The organism is Pseudoalteromonas luteoviolacea DSM 6061 (genome assembly GCF_001625655.1).
GTDB classification, from domain to species: Bacteria; Pseudomonadota; Gammaproteobacteria; order Enterobacterales; family Alteromonadaceae; genus Pseudoalteromonas; species Pseudoalteromonas luteoviolacea.
In genome coordinates this window covers 1-24,277 of the sequence record NZ_AUYB01000013.1, presented here as the reverse complement: position 1 = coordinate 24,277, position 24,277 = coordinate 1, and the positions used below count along the sequence as shown (strand labels likewise).

Sequence of the window (24,277 nt, the reverse complement as noted above, 5' to 3'; positions counted from 1 at the left end):
ATGTTATGGCAACTAGCAATCGAATTAATTTCTAATAGCTATCTTTTAAGAGTGGTTGGCAATATTAACGCCTCGTTTATTAAATAAACGAGCAAGTTCGATTTTTAGTAAGCTTGGAAGTAAGACTAAAGTGAATGTCGCACTTACTAACATGCCCCCAAAGATAACGGTGGCCAGCCCTCGGTATACTTCTGCACCTATTCCTGGGACCAAAATGAGCGGGATCATGCCGCATAAGCTAGTAAGCGTACTCATGAATATTGGTCTTGCACGTACTTTCACGGCTTCTTTCACAGCCCTATCCCTACTTAACCCCTCTCGCTCTGCATTTCTGGTTTGCTCAACTAATAAAATTGCGTTGTTAACGACCAAGCCCAATAAAATGATGAAACCTATCATGGTCAGCAAATCTAGAGACTGAAATATAAATATGTTTAGTATCTCTAAACCAATTACTGAGCCGGCAGCAGCTAATGGCAACACAAGTAATACCAACAAGCTGTCAGTAACTGATTTAAATAGCGCAGACATAATCAAAAATAAAATGAACAGAGCGAGCGAAAAGTTAATAGCCATTGTTGAGATCGCTTGCTTCATTTGATCGGCATTACCACTTATTAGAATTCGAGAGTCACTTGGCAGTGCTTGCTGAATTTTGGGCGTGATTTCATTTTTAACAATATCAAGTGCTTCTTGCATAGAAACGCCTGTCGGAGGGCTCAGTGAAATAGTGAAAGTCCTTTGCCCTTCATATCTTGAAAGTTGAGTTGGTCCTACAGTTCGGGTTAATTCAGTCAATTCGCCTATGGTTCTTAGGCCTGCCAACGGAGTATATACCGGCATTTCAACGAGCCTATCTGGCTCAACCCACTCTTGAGAGCGCATTATGATGTCGAGTCTTTTGTTGCCGTCAAAATATTCTCCGATGAATAACCCGCCCGTTAACGCTCTGATTATTTGACCCAATGAATCTCGGTTAAGACCAGATTGAGAAACTGTATAATCGTTGGGGGTCAAATTAAGTTCAGGTTCCGCAATTTGTAGGCCGGGGAAAGGGCGGGGAAATGCGCCTGGTAGCTTTTCGTTGATTTCTTCCATGCCTATTTTGGCTGCCGCTATTAACAGTTCAATATCGGGACCTTGTATGTTGATATCTATGCTTTGAGCTCCGTTACGTCCCATACGAATCATTGAACCCCGAGAAAGGAATACTTCAGTGCCGGGCAAGTCAGCGAGTACTTCACTTCTGACGATGTGCATTAACTCTTCAACGCGTTTGGGATCATCTAGATATATGAATCCCCCTGTATTACTCGGGCCATAACTAAAAAAATTGTGGTCTTTAATTTTCGGTTCACGTTCACCTAATGCAAAAGGTTCTAAACGGTTTTGGATGATAGGCGCTAATTCACTTTCTATAGTTTCGACATTGACACCAGATGGCAAATCGAATCCCATAAAAAAGCCATCAGTTGGTACGCGAGGTAAAAAGTCAGCTTTGGGAGTAAGTAAAAAGACAATGCAAATTGAACTGCCAATTAAGCCAAAGATCCAAAGTAAGCGTTTTACCAATGAGTTAGTGAGTTTATCTGAGAGGTTAGAAATAGTTATCCATAAATTTGAGAATGGATCTGCTTTGTTTTCTACCTTCATCCATAATTTACTTGCTACGGGTAATACTGTTATTGCAGATATCAACGAAGCGATCACAGCTACAGCCAGAGTAATTGCTAAGTCAGAAAATAATTGTCCCTCGATACCCTCCATGAAAAGGATCGGTAAAAAAATAGCGACACTGGTAATCGTTGAAGCAAATAATGCCCCTGAAACTTGCTTGGAGCCCTCAATGATAGATTTAACTTTGCCAAGCCCGTTACTTCTATACCGTACAATATTCTCTTGAACTATAATTGCTGCATCCAATACTAAACCTACTGAAAATGCTAATCCAGCCAAGGAGATAACATTTAAGCTTCTTCCCAACACGTTTAAAGCTATAAATGCGAACATTAACGAGACGGGAATAGTGGTAGCAATAATGAGGGTAGTTCGAATATCTCGTAAAAATACATTGAGAATCAATAAAGCCAGAAAAACACCCATGCCCAAATTACTTAATACTAGAGCTATTGCATTTCTGATGTGGACAGATGCATCAAAACTTAAATCAATTTGTAATCCAACTTCTTTCAAAGCTTCTGAATTTAACTCATTTATTGCTTGGTTTATACCATCCATGAGCTCGACAGTATTGACGTTATTACCACTATCAATAGTAATGTAGTATGCAGGCATACTATTTCGCAGGGAAAAGCCTCGCCTCTCACTTAATACCGTATCAATTGTGGCAATATCTCTTAAGTAAATCGGTGTGTCACCTTTAAATAAAATGATTTTATCGCTTAGACTATCTGTGTCTATTCGTCCGGAAAATCGAACTGTATACTTGCGTCTGCCGACATTGACAAACCCGCCTGACATATCAGAGTTGCTTGATACAGCATCTGCAACTTTGTCCAATGAAATACCTAATGATGCTATTTTAAAAGGGTCAAATGTAACTTGTAATTCTGTTCTACGATGACTCATTAAGTTAACTTGACTAACACCTTTTATTTTCCCTAGCCTTGGCTTGACAACATCTTCAATTAGCTTCTGATACTCATAGATACTTTGTGAATTATTTTTATCTATAGGACGAATCAGTAATGAAGCTGCATTATTACTGCGGCCTTCTGAGATGATTGACTCATCAGCATCTAGTGGCAGAGGGGGGGCCTGATTCAAGCTATTAATAACATCTAATCTCGCTTTATCCATATCAGCACCTGTTTCGAACGTGAGGGTGATACTGCCGAATCCCTGTTCAATATATGAGCTTATTTCTTGTAATCCCGAGATACTTTTTAGTACAAACTCTTGAGGTTCTATAATGGCAGATTCCAGTTCTTCAGGTGCTGCAGCTCGCCAATTTGTTGATACATGTAACTGAGGGCGTTCTATAGTCGGTAGAAGTTGGTTGGGTAATTTAAATATGCTTAAACAACCAAGCATAAATACTAGGCAAGTAATGACTGCAATTATTGCAGGGTTGTTTATTGATTTTGATGTCAAATTCATATGCTTATCCACAAAGGGTCATCTTTTATTAAGCAAAAACACGGCTTTTCTTGTGTGACGTGATGTTATTCACTGGCCTAGCTTCAAACTTAAACTTACTGAGTGGAGGGTAGGGTTTTTAACATTATGAGTAATGAATTCAGAGGTGATTTTTTATGATAATAGGTGACTTTATTGCTTATGGGGTGTTACATTTATAATTTTAAAGTGACTTTTCAATGCGTTGGAAACTTGGTTGTTATACATACTGTGAGACGAAACGAGAGCTCATTAAGGAAGATGGCACTGTTACTGAGCTTGAACCTCTTTTAGCAGAGCTACTTAGTTACTTTTGTCGAAACCCTGACATCGTCATCAGTAGAAACCAGTTGATGGAAGAAGTCTGGCAGTCAAGAATAATTACTGACAATGCAATTAACAGAGTTATCGCCAATTTACGAAAAGCTTTACAGGATGATGTTAAATCACCAAGTTTTATAGCAACCTTCCCCCGAAAAGGGTATAAGTTTGTGGCAGTAGTGGAGGAGTGTGATGAGGCAAGTGCACAGTCTGAAACGACCAACACATTGATAGCAAGTAAAAAAAATAGCCATATTTTCAGAGTTTTAACAGTTGTTCTTGGCCTTTTCTGTATCGCATTACTCAGCTTGTATATCTTGGATACAGATAGCACTGACAAAGTGCCTAAAGTGGTGTTGTCTGAAGCGCTGACCCGGGATGGGGAGCAGGAAGTTTTACCTTCTGTATCACCTAATGGAAGGTTTTTAGCGTATTCTAAGCTAGTAAATGGCAACTTAAAGCTCTTTGTAAAAGATCTTCATAGCCAAAAAATTGAAGAAGTCGGTCGACAAAAAGGTGGCAGTGGTCCAGCAAGCTGGTCAATGGATAGCAAAGAGCTGGTTTATCTCAACACGACAGATAATAGCTGTATCTACTACAGGGTAATTTTAGATGGGCTTGAAGTGGTTCGCAGTGAGCCAATTCATACCTGTCCCGTAGGAAGCTTTGGAAAAATGCTTTTTACTCATGATAATAATCGACTTATTTATACCGAAAATACGGGGCCCAATACACCATACTCCATCTATGAATTGAATTTAACAACCTCGGTTAGTAAAAGGTTGCCCCAACCCGAGTTAAATATTCAGGGCAATTTCCAATTTGATCTTCACCCTCAAAATAATGAAGTATTGATATCTTCACCGAATGACCGCCAATGGCTAGGTTTATACAGTTTGGACCTGTCCACAAACCAGCTTTCAGCTCTTTTTAAATTGAACAAATATGCGTGTTGTGCGATATGGAATCATAAAGGAGATGGCATAATTTTAGTTGGGGAGCCTCCTTCTGAGCAGTTGTTGTCTTATACCCGCAACGGACAGCAGAGTAACGTAATTTACCAAGTAACCCATTCTATTAGTCACCCTGCTCGTTTTCCAAATGGTAAAGACTATGTTTATTCTGGTGGAATCGTGAATAGAGATATCAGTGCATACAACCTAGAAAACAAGCGCAAACGTATCATCGTAAATACTTCGGTTAAAGATCAGTTACCAAGTATATCGAATGATGCAAACAAAATTGCCTACGTTTCTTTGGAGTCAGGTGTTCAAGAAATTTGGATACGTAACCTCTCAACATCTCAAAGCCGCAAACTAACAGAGTTTAATAAGAAAATGCACTTTTTCGATATTAAGTGGTCACCAGATGATCAATTTATTGCAGCGCTGTCGGTAAACGAAATGTATCTAATTGACATAGAGCAAGAGCGTGTCTCAAAACTGGATATGCCAGAGCAAGATATGCGCTACATTTCATTTATTACACCTACAAAGCTGTCATACAGCGTAAAGAGAGAAGATGCGTGGGTTATTGAAAGCTACGATACGAATAGTGGGGAAATAGAGCAAATTAGTGACTTTGCTGCTGTGTCGCATGCAAGGAACTCCGAGGACACGCTATGGCTAGATGGCAAAGGTGGTGTTTTCTTTGGTATGGACGCGACAAAAGTTGAAGGTATAGAAAACCTGTCTAATAAAGGTAGAAACTTTAAATTACTCAAACAGGGCGAGCATATTTTTTACCTATCCAACGAGAGTGATGGGCAGAATCTTTACCAACACAACTTATCGAGTGGCTTGTCTGTAATGGTGTATTCTGGAACAGACGTAAGCAACTTTACTTATTCTAACGGCGTTTTGTTTATTGAAGAAGAGAGCGCGTTTAGCGCAGATATTATTAAAATTACAGTGCATTAGAGCTAAGCCTAGGGGGAGCGGGTGCTCTTTTGTAAATCATGTAGACTTTCTCATCTATATTCTAGTTTTTCCCAAAACATACCTAATAGCGCCTTTTGGGTGGTGTAGTTAATACAGTCTGCACACCCGATGATTTGGCTGTTTTACTTACTTGCATTAAGTACTAATCCAGTTATACCTGAACATGATTTTTTGTTAGGTTTGTTCGAATAATGAGCGAATTTTGCTTGAGAGGGTATGACACTTATGTGAAAGCTGAAATTCAACTTAAACTTGAAATAAATAAAACAATAACTGAATAGAAATATATACGGCTAAGCAAGGCCCAAGAAAATGCCTATTTCTCTATTAAAGAGTTGTGCCGCAATGGATTTTACAGCGGCTAACCTTATCAAAAGGCATAATTTTTATTTATATTTCAGCTTTTAACTTATTGTGAACCTGCTTTTTATTCATAAAAGATTCAACAGATATGCTTACAATCAAATGGCTGGATGAAATTTGAACGATTGCGTTTTTTAACAAAACCTCACTTAATTTCGTCATAAAAATGTGATTTATTATTGAGTTAATGTATCCAATGTTTATAATGTGAGAATTGGGATAGGGTGAGTTGTATGAATTGTGTCTCATCGTTATTATTCAAATAACGATGAGACACAATTCGGTATTCTTCAGGATGAAGAATGCTTATGTATTGAAGATGCAAATTAGCTCATCGGCCCAATAAATATAATAAATATAAAATAAAGATATAAAAATTATACTAAGGAAAGACTAATGAACTCTTCATCAGGAGGGCACCCGATCCTAATCAGGTTCGGGTTGTTTGTATTTTTGCCGATAATTGTCTTGTTACTGATGTCTGCATGGTACATAGGGCAATCACTTCCCAAATCAACAGGGGAATCATATGTTACGGGGCTCACTAACTCAGTTAAGGTATCTCGTGACGAAGATGGCATTGTTTATATAAATGCTGAAACAAATGAGGATGCATATTTTGCTTTGGGGTATGCTCATGCCCAAGACAGGATGTGGCAGCTCGAATTCCAGCGGCGTATAGTTCAAGGCCGGCTCAGTGAAGTATTTGGCACAGACACGGTGCCTTATGATGCTTGGATGCGCACATTAGGCTTAGATAGAGCTGCCAAATCATCTTGGGAAGTATTAAGTCCCAACGCAAAAGCATCTTTAACATCTTATGCTGCCGGAATTAATGCTTGGCTTGAAGCTAAACCACAATTGCCAGTTGAGTTTGAAGTACTGGGAATAACGCCAGAAAAATGGACCGAGTATGACTCCTTAGCGTGGATAAAAGTATTTGCACTTAATTTATCAGGGAATTTGTCCGTTGAACTAGCCAATTCTCTAAGTATAAATAAAATGAGTGAGGAGCAGCGCTCACAAATCTACGGCGACTATCCAAAGGGTGCCCCAGTCACCGTTTCTTATCTCAAACAACATTCAATTGACTCCCTCACTGCGCTTTTGCAAAACAACCTCAATATTGAAAAGAACCTAAAAATTGGCGGTAAGTATGTTGGCAGTAATGCATGGGTTATATCTGGGGAACATACAGCTAACGGCGCTCCTCTACTTGCCAATGACCCTCATTTAGGGTTGCAGTTACCTTCACCATGGTATGTAGCTAGTCTTAAGGGTTCTACGCTCAACGTAACAGGAATGACACTCGTTGGATTGCCCGTCGTTATTTTTGGGCGAAATGAGCAAGTTGCTTGGGGCGGTACGAATATGATGGCCGATACTCAGGACTTGTATGTAGAGCAGCTTAACCCGAGCAATTCATCAGAGTATAAATATGAAGGCGAATGGATTCAGTTTGAGACACGTACTGAGCTAGTTGATGTCAAAGCTGAATTTCCAGAGTCGTTAAGGTACCCACTGGAGCCTGTAAAGGTAGAAGTAAAAACAAGTGTAAATGGTCCTATTATTACAGGTGTGAATGGTGCTATCGATCAGCCAGTAGCACTGAAATGGACAGCTTTGATGCCTAAAGATACGTCTTATGAGTCTTTCTTTAAAGCTAACTACGCTAAAAACTGGGATGAATTTAAACATGCATTTTCATTTCATGTAGCGCCTGCACTTAATATTGTGTATGCAGATCAGGACAATAACATTGCTTATATTGGTATAGGTAAAATCCCTAAGCGAAATCATGGAAATGGGCAACTGCCGTCACCTGGTTGGTTAGAAAGCCATCAGTGGAAAGGGTTTATTCCTTTTGAAGAAATGCCTTCATCGTTAAATCCTGAATCTGGATACCTTATCAATGCAAATAATAAAGTGGCTGATGAAAATTACGCTTACTTTATATCAAATGATTGGGCTCACCCCGCAAGAGCGGAGCGTATTGAGCAGCTGATTGTGGAAAAAATTGCATCTGGCCAAAAAGTCGATATTGACTATACAAAACGTATGCATGGCGATGAGATCGATATTAGCGCTGTGAGACTGGCGAAGTATCTCAGTGGTTTTAAAGGTGAGACTGAATCTCAAAAAGACGCTATTGAAAGGTTGCAAAACTGGTCTGGCAATATGGCTCAAGATAGCATTGGTGCAACCGTATTCTATATGTGGGTCAGAAACCTACGTGAAGCGCTATTTAAAGATACTTTTACTAGTTCGTGGGGAGAGGATGAAAAGCAAGCTATCTTGCAGTCTGAACTTGAACTTATTGAGTACGGAGAAGTTTTAACCGCAATAGAACAGTCACCTCAGGACTGGTGTAAGCCTGATGGAGATTGCCGTTCACTAATATTGTCTTCATTAGATTCAGCAACAGAGCAAATATCAAAACTTGTAGGAGGAAACTCAAACGATTGGCAGTGGGGTCGTTTACAGAAAACGACATACGAACACTCTGTATTTAGTCGAGTTAATTTACTAGACATTATTTTTAACAGGGAAATTAGTAATGGTGGGGCACCTAATACGATAAATGTTGCTTCGGGTAGATTTGATAAATCCGAAGGCTTTCAACAAATTTTCGGGGCTTCATTTAGGCAGATCATATCAATGGGCAAAGTCGAAAAACGACACTTATATATGAATTCAACAGGTCAGTCTGGAAACATATTAAGTGACCATTACGATGATATGATTAAGCCCTTTCAAGAAGTGAAATACTTCAAACTTGAAAAGCCTTCTCAAACTAATCACCTGTTAACTCTTTTACCGGAAATAAACGGTGGAGGTAAAAAATAATGAAACTATTTGCCTTGTTTGTAAAAAGTGCCCCTAACAAAGTATTCCTGTCTTTAGTGTTAGGAATAGTGGCTGGTATTAGTTATGCATTGCTTATACCCACTGTTTTAAATGGTATAAAAAGCTCTTCTGGCACTGTACGTGAAGATGTTAGTAATATTTATACGTTATTTGGATTCGAAATAACTAATTATAAGTTCGCTGCTTTGTTTTTCTTTATTTGTATTTTCATATTAGTGACTCGTACAGTATCTCAAGTGCTATTAATGCGAGTTGCCACTGATGTGATGAGTGAGCTTCGCACAAGTACATATTACCGCGTAATGAAAGCGCCTTTAAACGGGCTTGAAAAAGTAGGCGCACCAAAGTTAATTGCTAGTATTACAACAGATGTAGGCCGTATTGTGACTGGGGCAAGAATGTTGCCTGACATTCTAATTAGCATTGTGACGGTTGTTGGGATGCTAGGGTTTCTACTGTATCTAAACCCTGAGGTTTTCGGCTTTTTAATGCTCGCGATTCTTTTTGGTGGTGTTAGCTACCAATTATTAATGTTTATTGGTGGGCGCTACTTCTCAAAGAGCAGACAATCAATTGATGAGCTACACGAATCGATTAAAGGTTTGATCCAAGGCGCTAAAGAATTGAAGCTTAGTGAGCAGAAACGAGAAAGCTACTTTAACGATATTCTACTTAAGCATGAAAAGAGTGTTAATAAACACGATAAATCAGGTAATACAGTAGTTAGTAGCGCCATTAACTACGGCGATATGATCAGCTTTTTCGTCATTGGAATGATCTCATTTATATTCGTCAGCTATCATGAGGTTAACGAGCAAGCATTAGTCGGTGTTGTGATGGGCCTGCTATATATTACTGGACCCATTGGTACAATTTTAAACTCTTTGCCAAATATCACTCTTGCAAATATTTCTTATCGGAAAGTGACTGAATTGTTTAATCGTCTACCAGACGAAAACATCAATGCAACGATTAAAGATATTAAACCATGGGAAACGGTGACGTTTTCTGAGATAGAATATAGTTATGGTGCTGATACTGATTTCAAGTTAGGCCCCATTACGTTAGAAATAAAAAAATCACAAATAACCTTTATCATTGGTGGAAATGGTTCAGGTAAATCAACACTTAGCAAAATATTGTCACTACATGAGCAGCCAACTTCAGGTTGTGTACTGTTTGATGATGAGGCTGTTACAGCTGATAACCTTAATAGTTATCGTGAACAAGTTTGCGCTATCTATACCAGCTTTTACTTGTTTGATTGTTTGCTTGGTGAGATCACCCCTGAAAAGTTAGAGACTGCGCAAAAGTACCTAACTGAGCTTGGCATGGACGATAAAGTTACAATCGATAATGGTTACTTCTCCACTACACGTTTATCAGATGGACAACGTAAACGTTTAGCACTTCTTGTTACCTTTTTAGAAGATAGGGATATTTACCTATTTGATGAATGGGCAGCAGACCAAGACCCACAGTTCAAAGCTGTGTTCTACAGACAAATACTTCCAGATCTTAAACGAAGAGGAAAAGCTGTCATCGTTATAAGTCATGATGAGCGATATTTTGATGTTGCTGATCAACTGATAGTGATGGAAAACGGTTCTCTAGTTAAGAGAAATCAAATCGATGCGGTGCATAAGATCTTAGAAGGTATTCAATAGTACCCATAAGCTAAACACGACAAAAGTAATAATAAAATTTCGTAAACATACCTAATTTATACTCTCCAATTTGGAGCGGTACGGGTGTGTACGTCTAAAAGGATATGGAATGAATAACAAAAGTACTTTTCCACTTACGCTTACGCAAATGGATATATACCTTGATCAGGTAAAATATCAGGGGAGCCCACTGTATAACGTTGGCGGCTATATTCGGCTGACTGAGGTTGAACTTGAGAAGCTAAGCTGTGCACATGCTCAGCTGGTATCGCAATTTGAACTCTTTGGTTTACGCATTGTTGATACTGACTCAGGTGTGGCTCAGTCATTAGGCAATGAAGTTGATAGCCATTTGCCTTTCCATGATTTCTCCGAGCATGACAATGCGCTAGAACTGGCTGAACAATGGGTTTCAAAACTGTTTCAGACGCCCATTGAGTATATGAATGCCCCTTTGTTTCGTGCAGCTTTGATAAAAATTAAAGAGGGAAGCTATTGGTATGTAGGCTTTGCTCATCACTTGATGGCCGATGGGTGGGGGTTCTCCAATTGGGCGCGCCAACTGGGGAAAATTTATAATGAAGAGTTTGATGTTCAAGGTGCGCAAGGCAGTTGGAAAGAAATATCAGATGCCGATGAAAAGTATAAACAAAGCAAAAAGTATTCTGCTGACCAAACATATTGGAGTAATCAGCTTAAACATCATCCTGAACAGGTGTTTGCTCCAAGCTATCAGACACAGTTTGCCAAAGCCAATTTAGCGCGCAGTCAGCGTAAAACGGTTGCGATTGAAACTAGATTATTTAAACAGTTAACTGCGCTGGCAGCTGATTTGTCAGTGACATTACCACAGCTATTTATGGCTGCGGTAACTTTATATATTTCAAAAGTGTATAAGAAAAACCGTCTAGTTCTTGGAGTGCCTTACCACAACCGTAAAACACACAAACAAAAACAGATGATTGGTGTTTTCACCAGTGTTAGTCCTTTAGCAATTGAAGTGAGTTCAGGTGCGACTGTTGCCGATGTGGTTCGGGAAATTGCAGATTGCCAGAAAAGTAGTTTGAGGCACCAAAGATACCCAATTGGTCACATCAGTAATGATTTATCGGAGACTGGGTTTAGTGGCGAGATATATGATATTGGATTCAACTTTCTCAAGTTTGATAGCCAATTAGAAATTGAAGGCCATGAAGCAGATCTGGTTTACGTTAGCCATCAACATGAATCAACGCCTTTGATGGTGAATGTTTGGGACTATGGTCAAGAGCAGTTACTTGAGCTTCAACTAGACTACAACTTAGCGTATTTCAATGAATCAGATATCTCTCTGTTAGAGTTGCGATTATTGCATTTGCTAGAGCAAATTTCGCAAATAGGTTTAGACAACAAAATTGCTGAAATTGACGTCATGCCGCAAAGCGAGCAAAAAGATATTTTGGTCAATTGGAATGATACAACCGTTAGCTATGATTCTGAGCAAACTTTTAATCAACTCTTTGAACAGCAGGTTGAAAGTCACCCCGACAAAGTAGCGACTCGTTTCAATCAAGAAGCACTCACTTATAAAGAGCTGAATCATAAAGCTAATCAGTTAGCACATTACCTTCAGTCTCAAGGTGTGCAAGCTGGGACGCTCGTAGGGGTGAGTGTTGCGCGATCTAACCAAATGATTGTTTCTCTACTGGCTGTTGCAAAAGCTGGTGCTACTTATGTGCCTTTAGACCTAGATTATCCCAATGACAGACTTGCTTACATGGTCGAGCACAGTGGTCTGAAAATCATCTTGGCAGACAATGAAGAAAGAATACAATTCGATTGTACTGGTTTGACAGTAATTTCACTGGAGAATCAAGACACTCAAAAAATAATTTTATCTCAGGCGATTACCGATTTATCAGTGTCTGATTCATCTAACCAGTCTGCATATATTATCTATACATCAGGTTCTACTGGGAAACCAAAAGGGGTTGAAGTTGGCCATAAAGCGGTTTCAAATTTCCTTCGTTCTATGGCTGTCAAGCCAGGTCTAAATCATACTGACCGATTACTTGCTGTTACCTCAATCAGCTTTGATATCCATGTTTTGGAATTATTCCTACCACTTTGTACAGGTGCAGAATTAGTTGTCTGCCCACAAAGCTCAGTAAGAGATGGTAGTGCATTACGCAGCTTGATAGAAATGTATGACATAACAGTCATGCAAGCAACGCCTGCGACATGGAGGATGTTGTTGGCTGCGCCAAGCTGGGGCGGTGCAAAAGGACTGAAAGCGCTGTGTGGCGGGGAAGCATTGAGTTCAGAGTTGGCAGATACGCTGCTAGAAAACGTTAGCGAACTTTGGAATATGTATGGCCCAACAGAAACAACGGTGTGGTCTAGCTGTGACAAAGTGACAAATGCGGAACAAATCTCCATTGGTCAGCCAATTAATAACACTGAATTTTATATTTTAGATACAGATATGAAGCCGGTGCCAATTGGTGCTTATGGCGAGCTCTATATCGGTGGGCAAGGTGTTTCTAATGGCTATTTTAAACAGCCTGAACTAACAAAAGAACGATTTATAGCAGCCTCCGTTGCCGAAAATAAAATCATCTACCAAACGGGAGATTTAGCGAGGTGGACCTCTGATGGCAAAGTTGAATGTGGCGGGCGGATTGATGACCAAGTCAAGGTGCGTGGGTATCGAATTGAGCTGGCTGAGATTGAGAGTCAACTTGCGCAGTTAGATGTGGTTAGCAGTGCTGTTGTTAACGCATGCACCGTCAATGGGCAACAACAACTTGCCGCATATGTAGTGGTTAACAATCAAATTGATGCGCAGCACAAGTCCATCAGCAAGTATTTACGTTCAAGCTTAAATGCCTGCTTACCACATTACATGGTGCCATCATTTTATGTTTCCATATCGGAAGTCCCACTGACACCAAATGGTAAGGTCGATAAGAAAGCTTTGCCTGAAATAGATGTCAGTGCACAGTTACATGAGCAATACGAAGCACCAAAAGGAGCTATCGAGCAACAATTATGTGGAATTTGGCAAGAGGTGCTACAGGTTGAAAAAGTAGGTGTTTCCGACAGCTTTTTTGACTTAGGTGGAAACTCATTGCTTTACGGTAAAGTACAAACCTTAATAACTCAAAAAACGCCCTATCAAGTATCTTTAGTTGACATGTTCGAGCATACGACGATTGAACAGTTGGCAAGGTTCATTGGTGAAAAGCCAAGTCAGGGAGAAGTTGAATCTGATTGTCAGTTAGATACCTCGGACTTTATTCAAGACGATATCGCAATAATTGGCTTAGCTGGACGTTTTCCTGGTGCAAAAGATGTGAATTCATTTTGGGAAAACATTGTACAAGGTAAGGAGAGCCTGAGTACATTTTCAGATGAAGAGTTACTGGCAGCTGGCGTAGAAGAGAGTTTAATAAACAATCCAAACTACGTGAAAAAAGGCGTTGTACTGGAGAACGTGAAAGAGTTTGATGCGGATTTCTTTCATTTTACACCGAGAGAAGCGGAAATTTTAGATCCGCAACATAGGCTATTGTTGGAGTGTGCGGTTGAAGCGCTCGAAATGGGGGGATATGGAGACTTAGCCCAACCACAAAATGTGGGTGTGCATGTCGGTGTTGGTGTAAATACCTACCTATTTAAAAACGTCATGAGCTCCAGTGATGTGTTTGGTCCGGACCGCATGGCTTACTTTCAAAGCAATGAACGAGATTTTCCAGCAACACGTTTGTCGTATAAATTGAATTTGACAGGGCCAAGCACAAATATTTCTACAGCCTGCTCTACTTCTCTTGTTGCTATCCATCAAGCATGTATGAGTTTAATGCGTGGCGAATGCAGCATGGCTCTAGCAGGTGCTTCTAGATTGTCTTTATTTGAAGCTGAAGGGTATGTATATCAAGAAGGTGCAATTAACTCAAAAGATGGCCACTGTCGCGCGTTTGACCAAAATGCCAGTGGAACTCGTTGGGGAGATGGTGCCGGGTTAGTTTTATTAAAGCCGTTGCAAAAAGCGCTTGCGGACAAGGATACAATTCATGCTGTTATTAAAGGCTCTGCTATAAACAACGATGGCGGTGATAAAGCTGGTTTTACAGCGCCTAGTATCAAAGGCCAATCAAAGGTTATCCGCAGTGCGCTTAAGTTTGCTGGTGTTTCTGCTTCGGATATCGGCTATGTAGAAGCGCATGGCACGGGCACTGTCGTTGGGGATCCTATCGAAATAAAAGCGTTGAGCGATGCATTTGGTGTTTCCACAGCTGAGCGCTGTGCACTCGGTGCAGTAAAAAGCAACATTGGTCACCTTGATGCTGCTGCGGGGATTGCAGGTGTCATCAAAACGGTTATGGCCCTAAAAAATAAGCAGTTACCTCCAACAATTAACTTCGAAACAGCTAACCCAATGATTGATTTCGAGAATACACCTTTTTATGTGAATACGGAGGTTAAAGATTGGGATGATTTAGGAAAGCCGAGAAGAGCAGGTATCAGCTCCTTTGGTATTGGGGGAACAAATGCCCATGTTATTTTGGAAGAGGCACCTGAACCAGAGCGTGATACAGCAGACTCAAAAGAGCTTATTGTGCTTTCCGCTATGTCTGAAAATACGTTACAAGACCAGATTGAAAACTTAGCTGACTACTTATCAAATGCTGATTCAGAATCTTTGAGTGATATTGCCCACACTCTCAGTAATGGCAGAACAGGTTTCCGTCACAGAATATCATTGGTCGCGCAGAGCATATCTGACGCTCATCAACAGCTTACAAAGCTCGACGCGGCGAAAGGGTATCAACTAGAACAGCCTAAAAAACGCACTGCAAATGTATTTATGTTCTCTGGGCAAGGTAGTCAACACCTTGCTATGGGAAAAGGTTTATATGAGCAGCAAGCCATATTTCGCGCGTCATTTGATCAATGTGCCGAGCTTATTAAGGAGGAAATCGGAGAAGATATCAGAGACTGTATCTTCTCTGAAGATCCAGATGCTTCCAGTAAGTTGAGTCAAACTTTAATCGCACAGCCAGCACTGTTTGCGGTGGAGTTTGCAATAGTAAAACTACTCGAAAGCTGGGGTATTAAACCTGATCTCATGATTGGCCATAGTTTAGGCGAATATGTGGCTGCATGTATCGCGTCTGTCCTCTCTGTAAAAGAGAGCGTTAAGCTCGTATGTGCAAGAGCTAAATTAATGCAAGGAGCAGAAGCTGGTCGTATGCTTTCTGTTGCCGTTTCTGCTGAATCTATCGCATCACTCATTAAAACTACGGGATGTGATTTAGCGGCGATAAATGGCTCGGCATTATGCACCGTTGCTGGTGAGGCACTTAATATTCAGCGGCTAAGTGATGCATTAGCTGAGCGAGATATCGAATATCGACCTTTGGTTACTTCCCACGCTTTTCACAGTCGAATGATGGATGGGATTTTAGACGCTTTCAAAGCCGTTGTCAGTGAGCTGTCATTCCAGCCACCTACAGTAAAGTATGTATCAAACGTGACTGGCCAATATATCAGCGCTGATGAAGTTATGAGCGCAGATTATTGGGTTAAACATTTGCGTGGCACGGTTCAATTTTTTAACGGTGTAGAGCACATAATCAATGATGAAGCGTTCGTATCTAACACATTAAACTTTATCGAAATCGGTCCAGGTAATGCGCTTTCTTCTATGGTTAGAAAAAATAGCAGTTCAAAAAACTGTAATATTTTTAATAGCATGAGGCACCCCAAAGCCGCTGGCGATGATGATTCAGTCATACTTAAGTTGTTAGGTAAATTGTGGGAAAGCGGTACGGAGTTAAATTGGCAAAAAGTACAAAATGAAGGTACGCGATATCGTATTGCTTTGCCTACTTATCCGTTTGAAAGACATACATATTGGTTGGAGAGAAATACGACTCAGCACAAGCAAGGTACTGCAATTAATCAAAAAAGCCCAATAGCTAGCTGGTTCTATGCTTCTCAGTGGCAGAGCCAAAAAGCGTTAGTGGAAACTACAGCACTATCTAATGCAAGCAAACAATGGCTTCTTTTTGCTGACACAAAAGGGGTTGCGAAAAAGTTGGCGGACCAGTTGAGTGCACAGGGCCACAATGTAACATTAGTTTTTGCAGGTAATGGAACTCAAAGATTAAGTGATAATCAATTTACCGTTGATATTGGCTCCGATTACGATGCTTTGTTTGAAATTTTTGCAAATAGCCATTGCACCTTTGACCATATCGCACATTTGTGGAGCTTGGATCTGGACTTTGAACAGTCAGAGTTGGATTTTGACACATGTCAGACATTAACCACATATAGCTTACTCGGAATAACGCAATCACTGGTTAAACATCAGCCAGAGAACAACACAGTCTTGGATGTGATAACTAGTCATGTATATCGTGTAGCTGGATATGAAGATATTCGACCAGCCTTGGCACCAGTTGTTGGCCTTTGCAAAACAATCTCTCAAGAATTCACGCAAATACACTGCCACCTAATTGATATTTCAATGGTCAGTTTTGTACATACCTGCGCAACTGCTTCAGTCGCAGATTGGTGTGCCGGGCAGCTGGAGGTTGAGTTTAAACAAGCAGAGAGGGTGCCAACGGTAGCAATCCGCCTTGGGAATAGATGGGTTGAGAGGTTTGAATCTTATCAGTTACAAAAGCACGCTGCACAGAATACAAGGTTGCGTGATAGTGGTGTGTATCTAATTACGGGTGGCCTTGGGAAGATGGGGTTAGCGTTGGCTGAGTATATATCTTCAAAACAACAAGGCGTGCATATTGCTTTTGTATCTAGAACGCAATTTCCTGCTCGTGATGAGTGGTCATCATTGACCGATGCTTCATCAGATTCAAGTCAATTTAAAGAACAAATTCTCAGATTAGAAGCGCTGGAGAAGATGGGATCTTCGGTAAGTACGCATTGTGCCAGTGTTGATGATTTGGAACGCATGACACAGGTATTTGAGAGGGTTGAGTCTCAATTTGGTGCAGTCAACGGTGTTATTCATTGTGCAGGTAAATTACATGGCGCGATGGCTTCACTACAGTCTATGTCGACAGAGAGTTTTCGTGAACAGTACCAAAGCAAAGTTAAAGGCGTACTAGTGCTCGATGCGCTTCTTAACGGCAAATCGATAGACTTTTGTCTTCTAATGTCATCTCTTTCATCCCAACTAGGTGGTCTAGGTTATGGCGCATATGCAAGTGCCAACATCTTTATGGATGTTTTCACAAACTACCTGCATAGCACAGGCAATCATAAATGGACTGCCATTAATTGGGATGCATGGACGTTTGAAGGAGAAGACTACAGTAATGCATTGGTCGACAACTATGCGATGAGCGTGAGTGAAGGCCAAGCCGCATTTGAGAAAATCTTGACGTTAGGCTTTGTACCACAAGTTATCAACTCAACAGGGTCGCTCCAAGCAAGATTAAAAGTGTGGGGAGAAGAGCCTCAAAGTACGGATAAAAAGCGATATAGCCGACCAAAGAAATCGGGCAAATATGTGAAGCCTTCTAATAGCGTGACCGAAAAATTAGCTGCACATTGGAGTGAGCTACTAGGGATTGAGCACGTTGGTGAAAAGGATAACTTTTTTGATTTAGGTGGAGATTCACTATTAGCGACACGTGCGTTAAGCATGTTGAAGCGAGACTTTCCTGAAAGTGGCAAGGATCTGTCAATTCAGTGCTTCTTTGAGCAACCAGAAATTGAACTACTTGCTGCAAAACTCACTGACAACTTAATGCAACAACAGCTCAGTGAGAAAAAAGAACAATTAAAACAAGATGGCATTGAGGTCGAAGAGGGGACATTCTAAGTGAAACTAGTCAATGAAATTTTAAAGGAAGCAGAGGCGAATAAGATTACTTTGTATGTTAAAAACGGAAAGCTGGCCTATCTTAGTGAGTCCGGCGGATTTCCCGAAGAGCTGAAAAGTAAAATCGCCAAGCACAAGGAAATTATAATATCGACCTTAGTAGAGTCGGCATATGAAAATGAAGCGAGTACCAACGCATCTTCTGCAATTGAACTGGCGGATAGAGAGCAATTAATTCCTCTATCTTATGGACAGCAAAGGTTGTGGTTAGTAGATCAACTCAACAATGATAGCCGTGAATATAACCTATCGTTTACGCTACAACTTAATGGTTTGCTAGATCTTAATGCGCTGCAAAATTCATTGGATTGCTTGGTTAAAAAGCATGAAATACTAAGAACGACCTACCACATAGATGAAACTGGCAGTGAGGTCGAACAAAAAATCAATGAGCGTTCGACTTGTCCGCTAAAAGTAATTGATTTGTCTAATCTAGATGTGCAAAGGCAACAAGACAAGCTTGACAATGTAACCGCTGAAGAGTCTGGAGAAGCTTTCAATTTAGATAGTGACTTAATGTTGCGAGTGGTACTAATACAGCTGGCTGATAACAAATATGAATTGCTATTTGTACAGCACCATATATCCAGTGATGGCTGGTCTTTGGCGTTACTTGTTCATGAATTTACTTCTGCTTATAAAGCATTTGTTGCTGGAGAAAAGTCGCCTTTACAACCTCTCAATATTCAATATGCGGATTTTGCAGCTTGGCAAAGGAATAGCTTGTCTCATGCAACCTTGGAAAAGGACCTTTCGTTTTGGGAGCAGCAACTGAAAGGTGCGCCTGCTTTACATAGTTTACCTATTGATAAAGAGCGCCCACTTATTCAAAGCAATTCAGGCGCAGTAGAAATCCTCCCATTAAGTCGAGAAATCACAACAGCATTAAAAGCCTTGAGTGAACGTGAAAGTGTCACTTTATTTATATTGTTAGAGACCATTTTTGCTGTGTTGGTGAGTCGTTATAGTTTAGACAATGATGTGGTAATAGGTACGCCCGTCGCAGGCCGAGATCATGCAGACTTAGACCCGCTTATTGGCTTTTTTGTAAACAACCTGCTACTTAGGTGCAATGTTGATTCCTCGCTGCCATTTACGAGCTTACTCGCAAATAATAAAGCCACAATCTTAGAAGCTTATGATCATCAGCAAGTGCCATTTGAAATGCTGATAGATCACTTAAATGTTGAGCGCAGCTTAAGCCACTCAGCGTTATTTCAGATTATGTTTGGCCTTAATAATAATGAGATTGAGGATATTGAGTTACCAGGTTTGCATACAGAAGTGAAAGTAAATGACACTGACACTGCGAAAGTAGACCTAGAGGTAGCGATTGTAGAAAAAGGCGATGAGCTTCAGGTTAAGTGGATTTACAACACAGATCTATTTGAGCCAAGTACGATACAAAGCTTATTGGGAAGCTATTTACAGTTAATCAAAGCCGTTCTTCAAGAACCCAGCCAAGAGGTGGGTCGGTTACCTCTGCTAGCGCCGCAACAGTTAGAAGCGCTTATTACTGAAGGTCAAGGCCAGTCGGTAGAATTCAACCATGTCTGTATCCATGAGTTATTTAATGCTCAGGTGATTGAAAAACCAAACGCAATAGCGTTGGAGTTTGAAGGACAAGTTTTAACTTATGCAGAGTTGGACGACAAAGCAAATCGATTAGCACATTATTTAATAGAGTCTGGCGTAACACCAGACACCCTAGTTGGTTTGTACATGCAACGCTCTTTTGAGCTCGTCGTTGCAATTTGGGCTGTACTTAAAGCTGGTGGCGCGTATGTACCTTTAGAGTTTACGTACCCTAAAGAAAGACTAAACTATATAATTGAGGATACAGGTCTAAGTACGATTATCAGTCAAACAGTATTTGAAAATATTGATCTAGCTGCAGATAAAAACTGGATTTACTTAGATTCAGCGCAATGTGACCAACTGTTAGACTCCCAGAGCTCAACGCAACCTATTGTTCCCGACTTAGCACCATCGAACCTTGCATATGTAATTTATACATCTGGGTCTACAGGTATGCCTAAGGGGGTCCAAATTGAGCACCGTGCATTGGTGAACCGTGTTGACTGGATGCAAAATGAATATCAATTAACGTCCACGGATAAAGTCCTGCAAAAAACTCCTTTTAGTTTTGATGTATCTGTTTGGGAGTTTGTCTGGCCAATGGTTACTGGCGCACAATTAGTTATTGCAAGGCCAGAAGGTCACAAAGAGCCAGAGTACCTATGCGACTTAATAAACACATCTGGCATTACAACATTGCACTTTGTCCCCTCAATGCTGAGCGCAATACTGCAATTCGAACAGTTTGCAACATGCTCTTCACTGACTAAGGTATTTTGCAGTGGTGAAGCATTGCCAGTAACCGTTCAAGATCGTTTTTTAAATACTCTCTCAGCAGAGCTACACAACCTATATGGTCCCACAGAAGCAGCAATCGATGTGAGCAACTGGCAGTGTGAAATTATCAGCGGTCAGTCGTCGGTACCAATCGGTTTGCCTATACAAAATATCGACCTTCATATACTGGACAAATACAATGTTCCGCTGCCAAATGGGGTTGTGGGTGAGTTACATATTGGTGGTGTTGGTCTAGCTCGTGGATACCTAAACCGTGAAGCGCTTACAGAAGAGAAGTTTATCCACAGCACTCATTCCGGTACACGACTTTATAAAACTGGTGATTTAGTTAAACGCTCAAAATCTGGGGCTATTGAGTATATTGGGCGTATGGATGACCAAGTTAAGCTTCGAGGGTTTAGGATAGAGCTAGGGGAAATCGAACACACCTTACACGCAATGGACGAGGTAAAAGATGCTGCCGTAGTGGTGTGGTCGGGCACTGGCAATGAGCAGGATAAGAGTCTCGTTGCTTATATTGTGCCGCAAGGTGACATTAACTCAGAAGGTGAAGAGCAGCTTTATCAGGCTTGTTTGACGCATTTAAATAGTCAGTTACCGGCACATATGGTACCGATGACTTATATGGCGGTTGAATATCTACCAGTAACAAGCAATGGTAAGTTGGACAGAAAAGCACTGCCAACTCCGTCTATAGGAGAGCAAAATAGCTCTGAATATGAAGCTCCTCGCAACTCAATTGAGCAAAACTTAGTTGATGTTTGGCAAGAAGTACTGAAGATTGAAAGAGTTGGGATCCACGATAACTTCTTCGCTTTAGGTGGCGACTCTATTTTATCTCTGCAAACTGTTTCTAAGTCCGCACAGTATGGTATTTCGTTTACTGCACAACAGGTTATTAGTAATCAAACCATTGCAGAGTTGGCTGCTGTCGTAAATGTGGCTGACACGGTGAGCTATAGCCAAAAAAGTGTTATGGGCGAGCAAGTATTGCTGCCAATTCAACAAGAATTTTTTGCAGCCAATCATGGTGACTTTAATCACTATAACCAAGCCGTATTGCTCAAAACAGAGCAACACTTTAATCATCAAGTGTTGGCGGATGTTTTTAGTGCGATTTACCAGCGTCATGATGCGCTTCGATTGCGATTCAATTGTGAGCAAGAGACATGGAACGCAAACTATGTGCCTTTTAGCGATGATATTGTTTCAGCATCTTGTTTAATTGAAATGCTAGAAAGCGGTGAGGATGAGGCTGTACAAATTGAGCGAAGATGTAACTTTCACCAAGCTTCACTCAATATAACCGATGGCCCGGTCTTTAAAATGGTATATTTTAAAGGTTCCGAATCTGGCCGCTTATTTTTGGTTGCACACCATTTAGTTATCGATGGATTATCGTGGCGTATATTGCTCTCTGATTTAGAGTCTGCATACGAACAGGCAATAGATGATCGATCTATTGTGTTAGCTAATAAGCAGTTGTCTTTCCAAAGCTGGGCTAATGCATTGCAGGAGCAAGGCACATCAGAAGAAATTCTTGAACAAGCGGCATTTTGGCAATCTCAATTAAATGAGAGTTCTGCGCCAATTGCAAAAGCTCAAAGTGAAACAACAGCTTCAACCTATAGAGATTTATCCTTGGTTGAAGTTAGCTTAGATGAGAAGCAAACAACAGCATTATTGACTCGCTCTAACCAAGCTTACTTGACTCAAATTAATGAGCTTTTACTTTGCAGTCTATTTCTGGGGTTTGAGAAGTGGTCTTCAAGTCAGGAACTTAATGTGATGATGGAAGGCCATGGCCGTGAACATGAACAGCTGGCGCAAGGTGTTTCAGAAACCGTAGGGTGGTTTACATCTAAATACCCACTTAAGTTAAGCTCTGACAGTGTTGAGCTCAATAAGCTTATTCCAAATATTAAAGAGCAATGTCGCCAGATCCCGCACAATGGCATTGGTTACGGGTTACTGAGCAAATTCAATCCAGAATCTGGGTTGTCTGAGCTTGAAAGTAGTGACGGGCCTCAAATTATGTTTAATTATTTGGGTCAGTTTGATCAAGCATTGGCAGCAGACAGTGTATTTCAAATCGCATCTGAATCTACAGGCCGAGCAATTGGTGAAGCGTGTGCATTATTGTATGCATTGGAAATAAATGGGTTAGTACTAGATGGACAGCTTCGTTTCTCTTTCGGCTATGATCGTAGTGTACTTAGCCAAGAAGCCGTTTCTAGATTAAGTATTTGTATTAAAGAAAGCTTACAAGATGTTATCAATCACTGTGTTTCGATTGAGAAAAGCGTATTTACACCTATTGATTTCCCTCTTGCAACAGTTTCATTTGAACAACTCAATGAATTACAGGCACGCTTTAATATTAGTAAGTTATACCCTGCAACTTCTATGCAGCAAGGTATGTACTTCCATGATTTAATTGATAAATCTTCTTATGTAACCCAGGTGTTCCCAACCATCTGCGGTGATCTTGATATTGCTTTATTTAAGCAGGCATGGGAGTTAGCTGTTCAGCAGTTCGATATACTCAGAACCGCATTTATTGACATTGAAGGTGTACTACATCAGCTGGTTGCTGAAACTGCACATTTGAAATGGCTTGAAGAGGATTGGAGTACAAAGTCAACTGATCAGCAAACTGCAGATTTTGTTCAATTGCGCCAAAACGAAAAGAGCCAGGGGCTTGATGTCGAGACCCCTTCTGTAATGAAAGTGAGCGTGCTGAAATTAGGCGCAAACAAATATCAGGTACTTTGGAGCCATCACCATATGCTTTTGGATGGTTGGTCAATGCCTCAAGTATATCACTTCGTATTACAAAGTTATGGCGCTCTGTTGGGGAATAGTCAGCAACCATCGAAGCCGAACGCAGAGTTTGAGGATTATATTCGCTGGTATCAAAACCAAGATGCGGACGCAGCCAAGCAGTACTGGCAAAGTTACTTGGAAGGTGTAGACGAGGCTACTTTTGTTTCTGATAAAAGCCAGACACCGGGGGCTAAACGTATTCATGCGAGTAAAAAAATATCGTTAGATAGCACTAGCTCAGAGGCTTTAAGGACATTCGCTAAAAAGCAAAAAACAACCTTGAATACTTTAATTCAAGTTGCTTGGGGGATTGTACTGCAACGTCTAACAGGGAATGAGAGCCCAATTTTTGGCGCTATTATTTCTGGTCGACCTGCTCAAATCCCTAGTGTTGAAACCATGGTTGGGTTGTTCATAAATAACATTCCTGTACGCGTTTCGGGACTAGAAGGAACGTTGTCAGAGGTTATTGAACAGCTTCATCAACAGTTTAATACAAGCCAATCTTTTGGTTATTTACCTTTATTAGATATTCAAAAACAGGCCATGCTGGGAACTGAGTTGTTTGACACGTTGCTTGTTTTTGAAAATTATCCGCTTGGCGCAGGTGAGCAAGCTGGAACTGGGTTACAAGTTGAAAAAGTTGAAGTAGATATCAGAGATACCTATCCACTTGTATTAGAAATTAATGATAATGAGTCTTTAGATTTTTCGTGTAATTACTTTGCCGAAGAATTGAGCAGTGGACACGTTACCTCAATCTTAACTGCTTTTCTTAGGACGTTATCTCAATTACCTAATGTCGAATATGCTGCGCATATCTCGCTACTTGATGAACAAGCAAGTGCTGATTTTGTCGCATTGAATGACACGGCGCG

At 40.6% G+C, this 24,277-nt stretch carries 6 protein-coding genes; 5 read left to right on the top strand and 1 reads right to left on the bottom strand.

What is annotated here, in order from left to right:
- Positions 1-45: 45 nt before the first annotated feature.
- Entirely contained in the window at positions 46-3,120 is a 3,075-nt protein-coding gene (locus N475_RS00535) for an efflux RND transporter permease subunit (protein WP_063364516.1), read from the bottom strand.
- 218 nt (positions 3,121-3,338) lie between these two features.
- On the opposite strand from N475_RS00535, the gene N475_RS00530 reads away from it, so the two are divergent.
- The 5 genes from N475_RS00530 to N475_RS00510 all read left to right on the top strand — a co-directional run.
- Entirely contained in the window at positions 3,339-5,378 is a 2,040-nt protein-coding gene (locus N475_RS00530; RefSeq protein ID WP_063364515.1) for a winged helix-turn-helix domain-containing protein, read from the top strand.
- Between the two features lie 780 nt (positions 5,379-6,158).
- Positions 6,159-8,609, top strand: a complete 2,451-nt coding sequence (locus N475_RS00525) for a penicillin acylase family protein (protein WP_063358778.1) — start codon at positions 6,159-6,161, stop codon at positions 8,607-8,609.
- A complete protein-coding gene (locus N475_RS00520; protein WP_063358779.1) occupies positions 8,609-10,297 on the top strand; it encodes a cyclic peptide export ABC transporter in 1,689 nt (562 codons plus the stop codon). The genes N475_RS00525 and N475_RS00520 overlap by 1 nt, the downstream gene beginning before the upstream one ends.
- A gap of 109 nt (positions 10,298-10,406) precedes the next feature.
- On the top strand, positions 10,407-18,137 hold the full coding sequence (locus N475_RS00515) for a non-ribosomal peptide synthetase/type I polyketide synthase (RefSeq protein WP_063364514.1): 7,731 nt from the start codon (positions 10,407-10,409) through the stop codon (positions 18,135-18,137).
- Positions 18,138-24,277 (top strand): non-ribosomal peptide synthetase (locus N475_RS00510; RefSeq protein WP_155732514.1); only part of this gene is annotated, 6,140 nt, incomplete at its 3' end.

Bases quoted from the DNA above. Each gene is read 5' to 3' on its own strand.
- N475_RS00515 (WP_063364514.1), top strand. From the start codon at position 10,407: ATGAATAACAAAAGTACTTTTCCACTTACGCTTACGCAAATGGATATA.
- N475_RS00530 (WP_063364515.1), top strand. From the start codon at position 3,339: ATGCGTTGGAAACTTGGTTGTTATACATACTGTGAGACGAAACGAGAG.
- N475_RS00520 (WP_063358779.1), top strand. From the start codon at position 8,609: ATGAAACTATTTGCCTTGTTTGTAAAAAGTGCCCCTAACAAAGTATTC.
- N475_RS00535 (WP_063364516.1), bottom strand. From the start codon at position 3,120: ATGAATTTGACATCAAAATCAATAAACAACCCTGCAATAATTGCAGTC.
- N475_RS00525 (WP_063358778.1), top strand. From the start codon at position 6,159: ATGAACTCTTCATCAGGAGGGCACCCGATCCTAATCAGGTTCGGGTTG.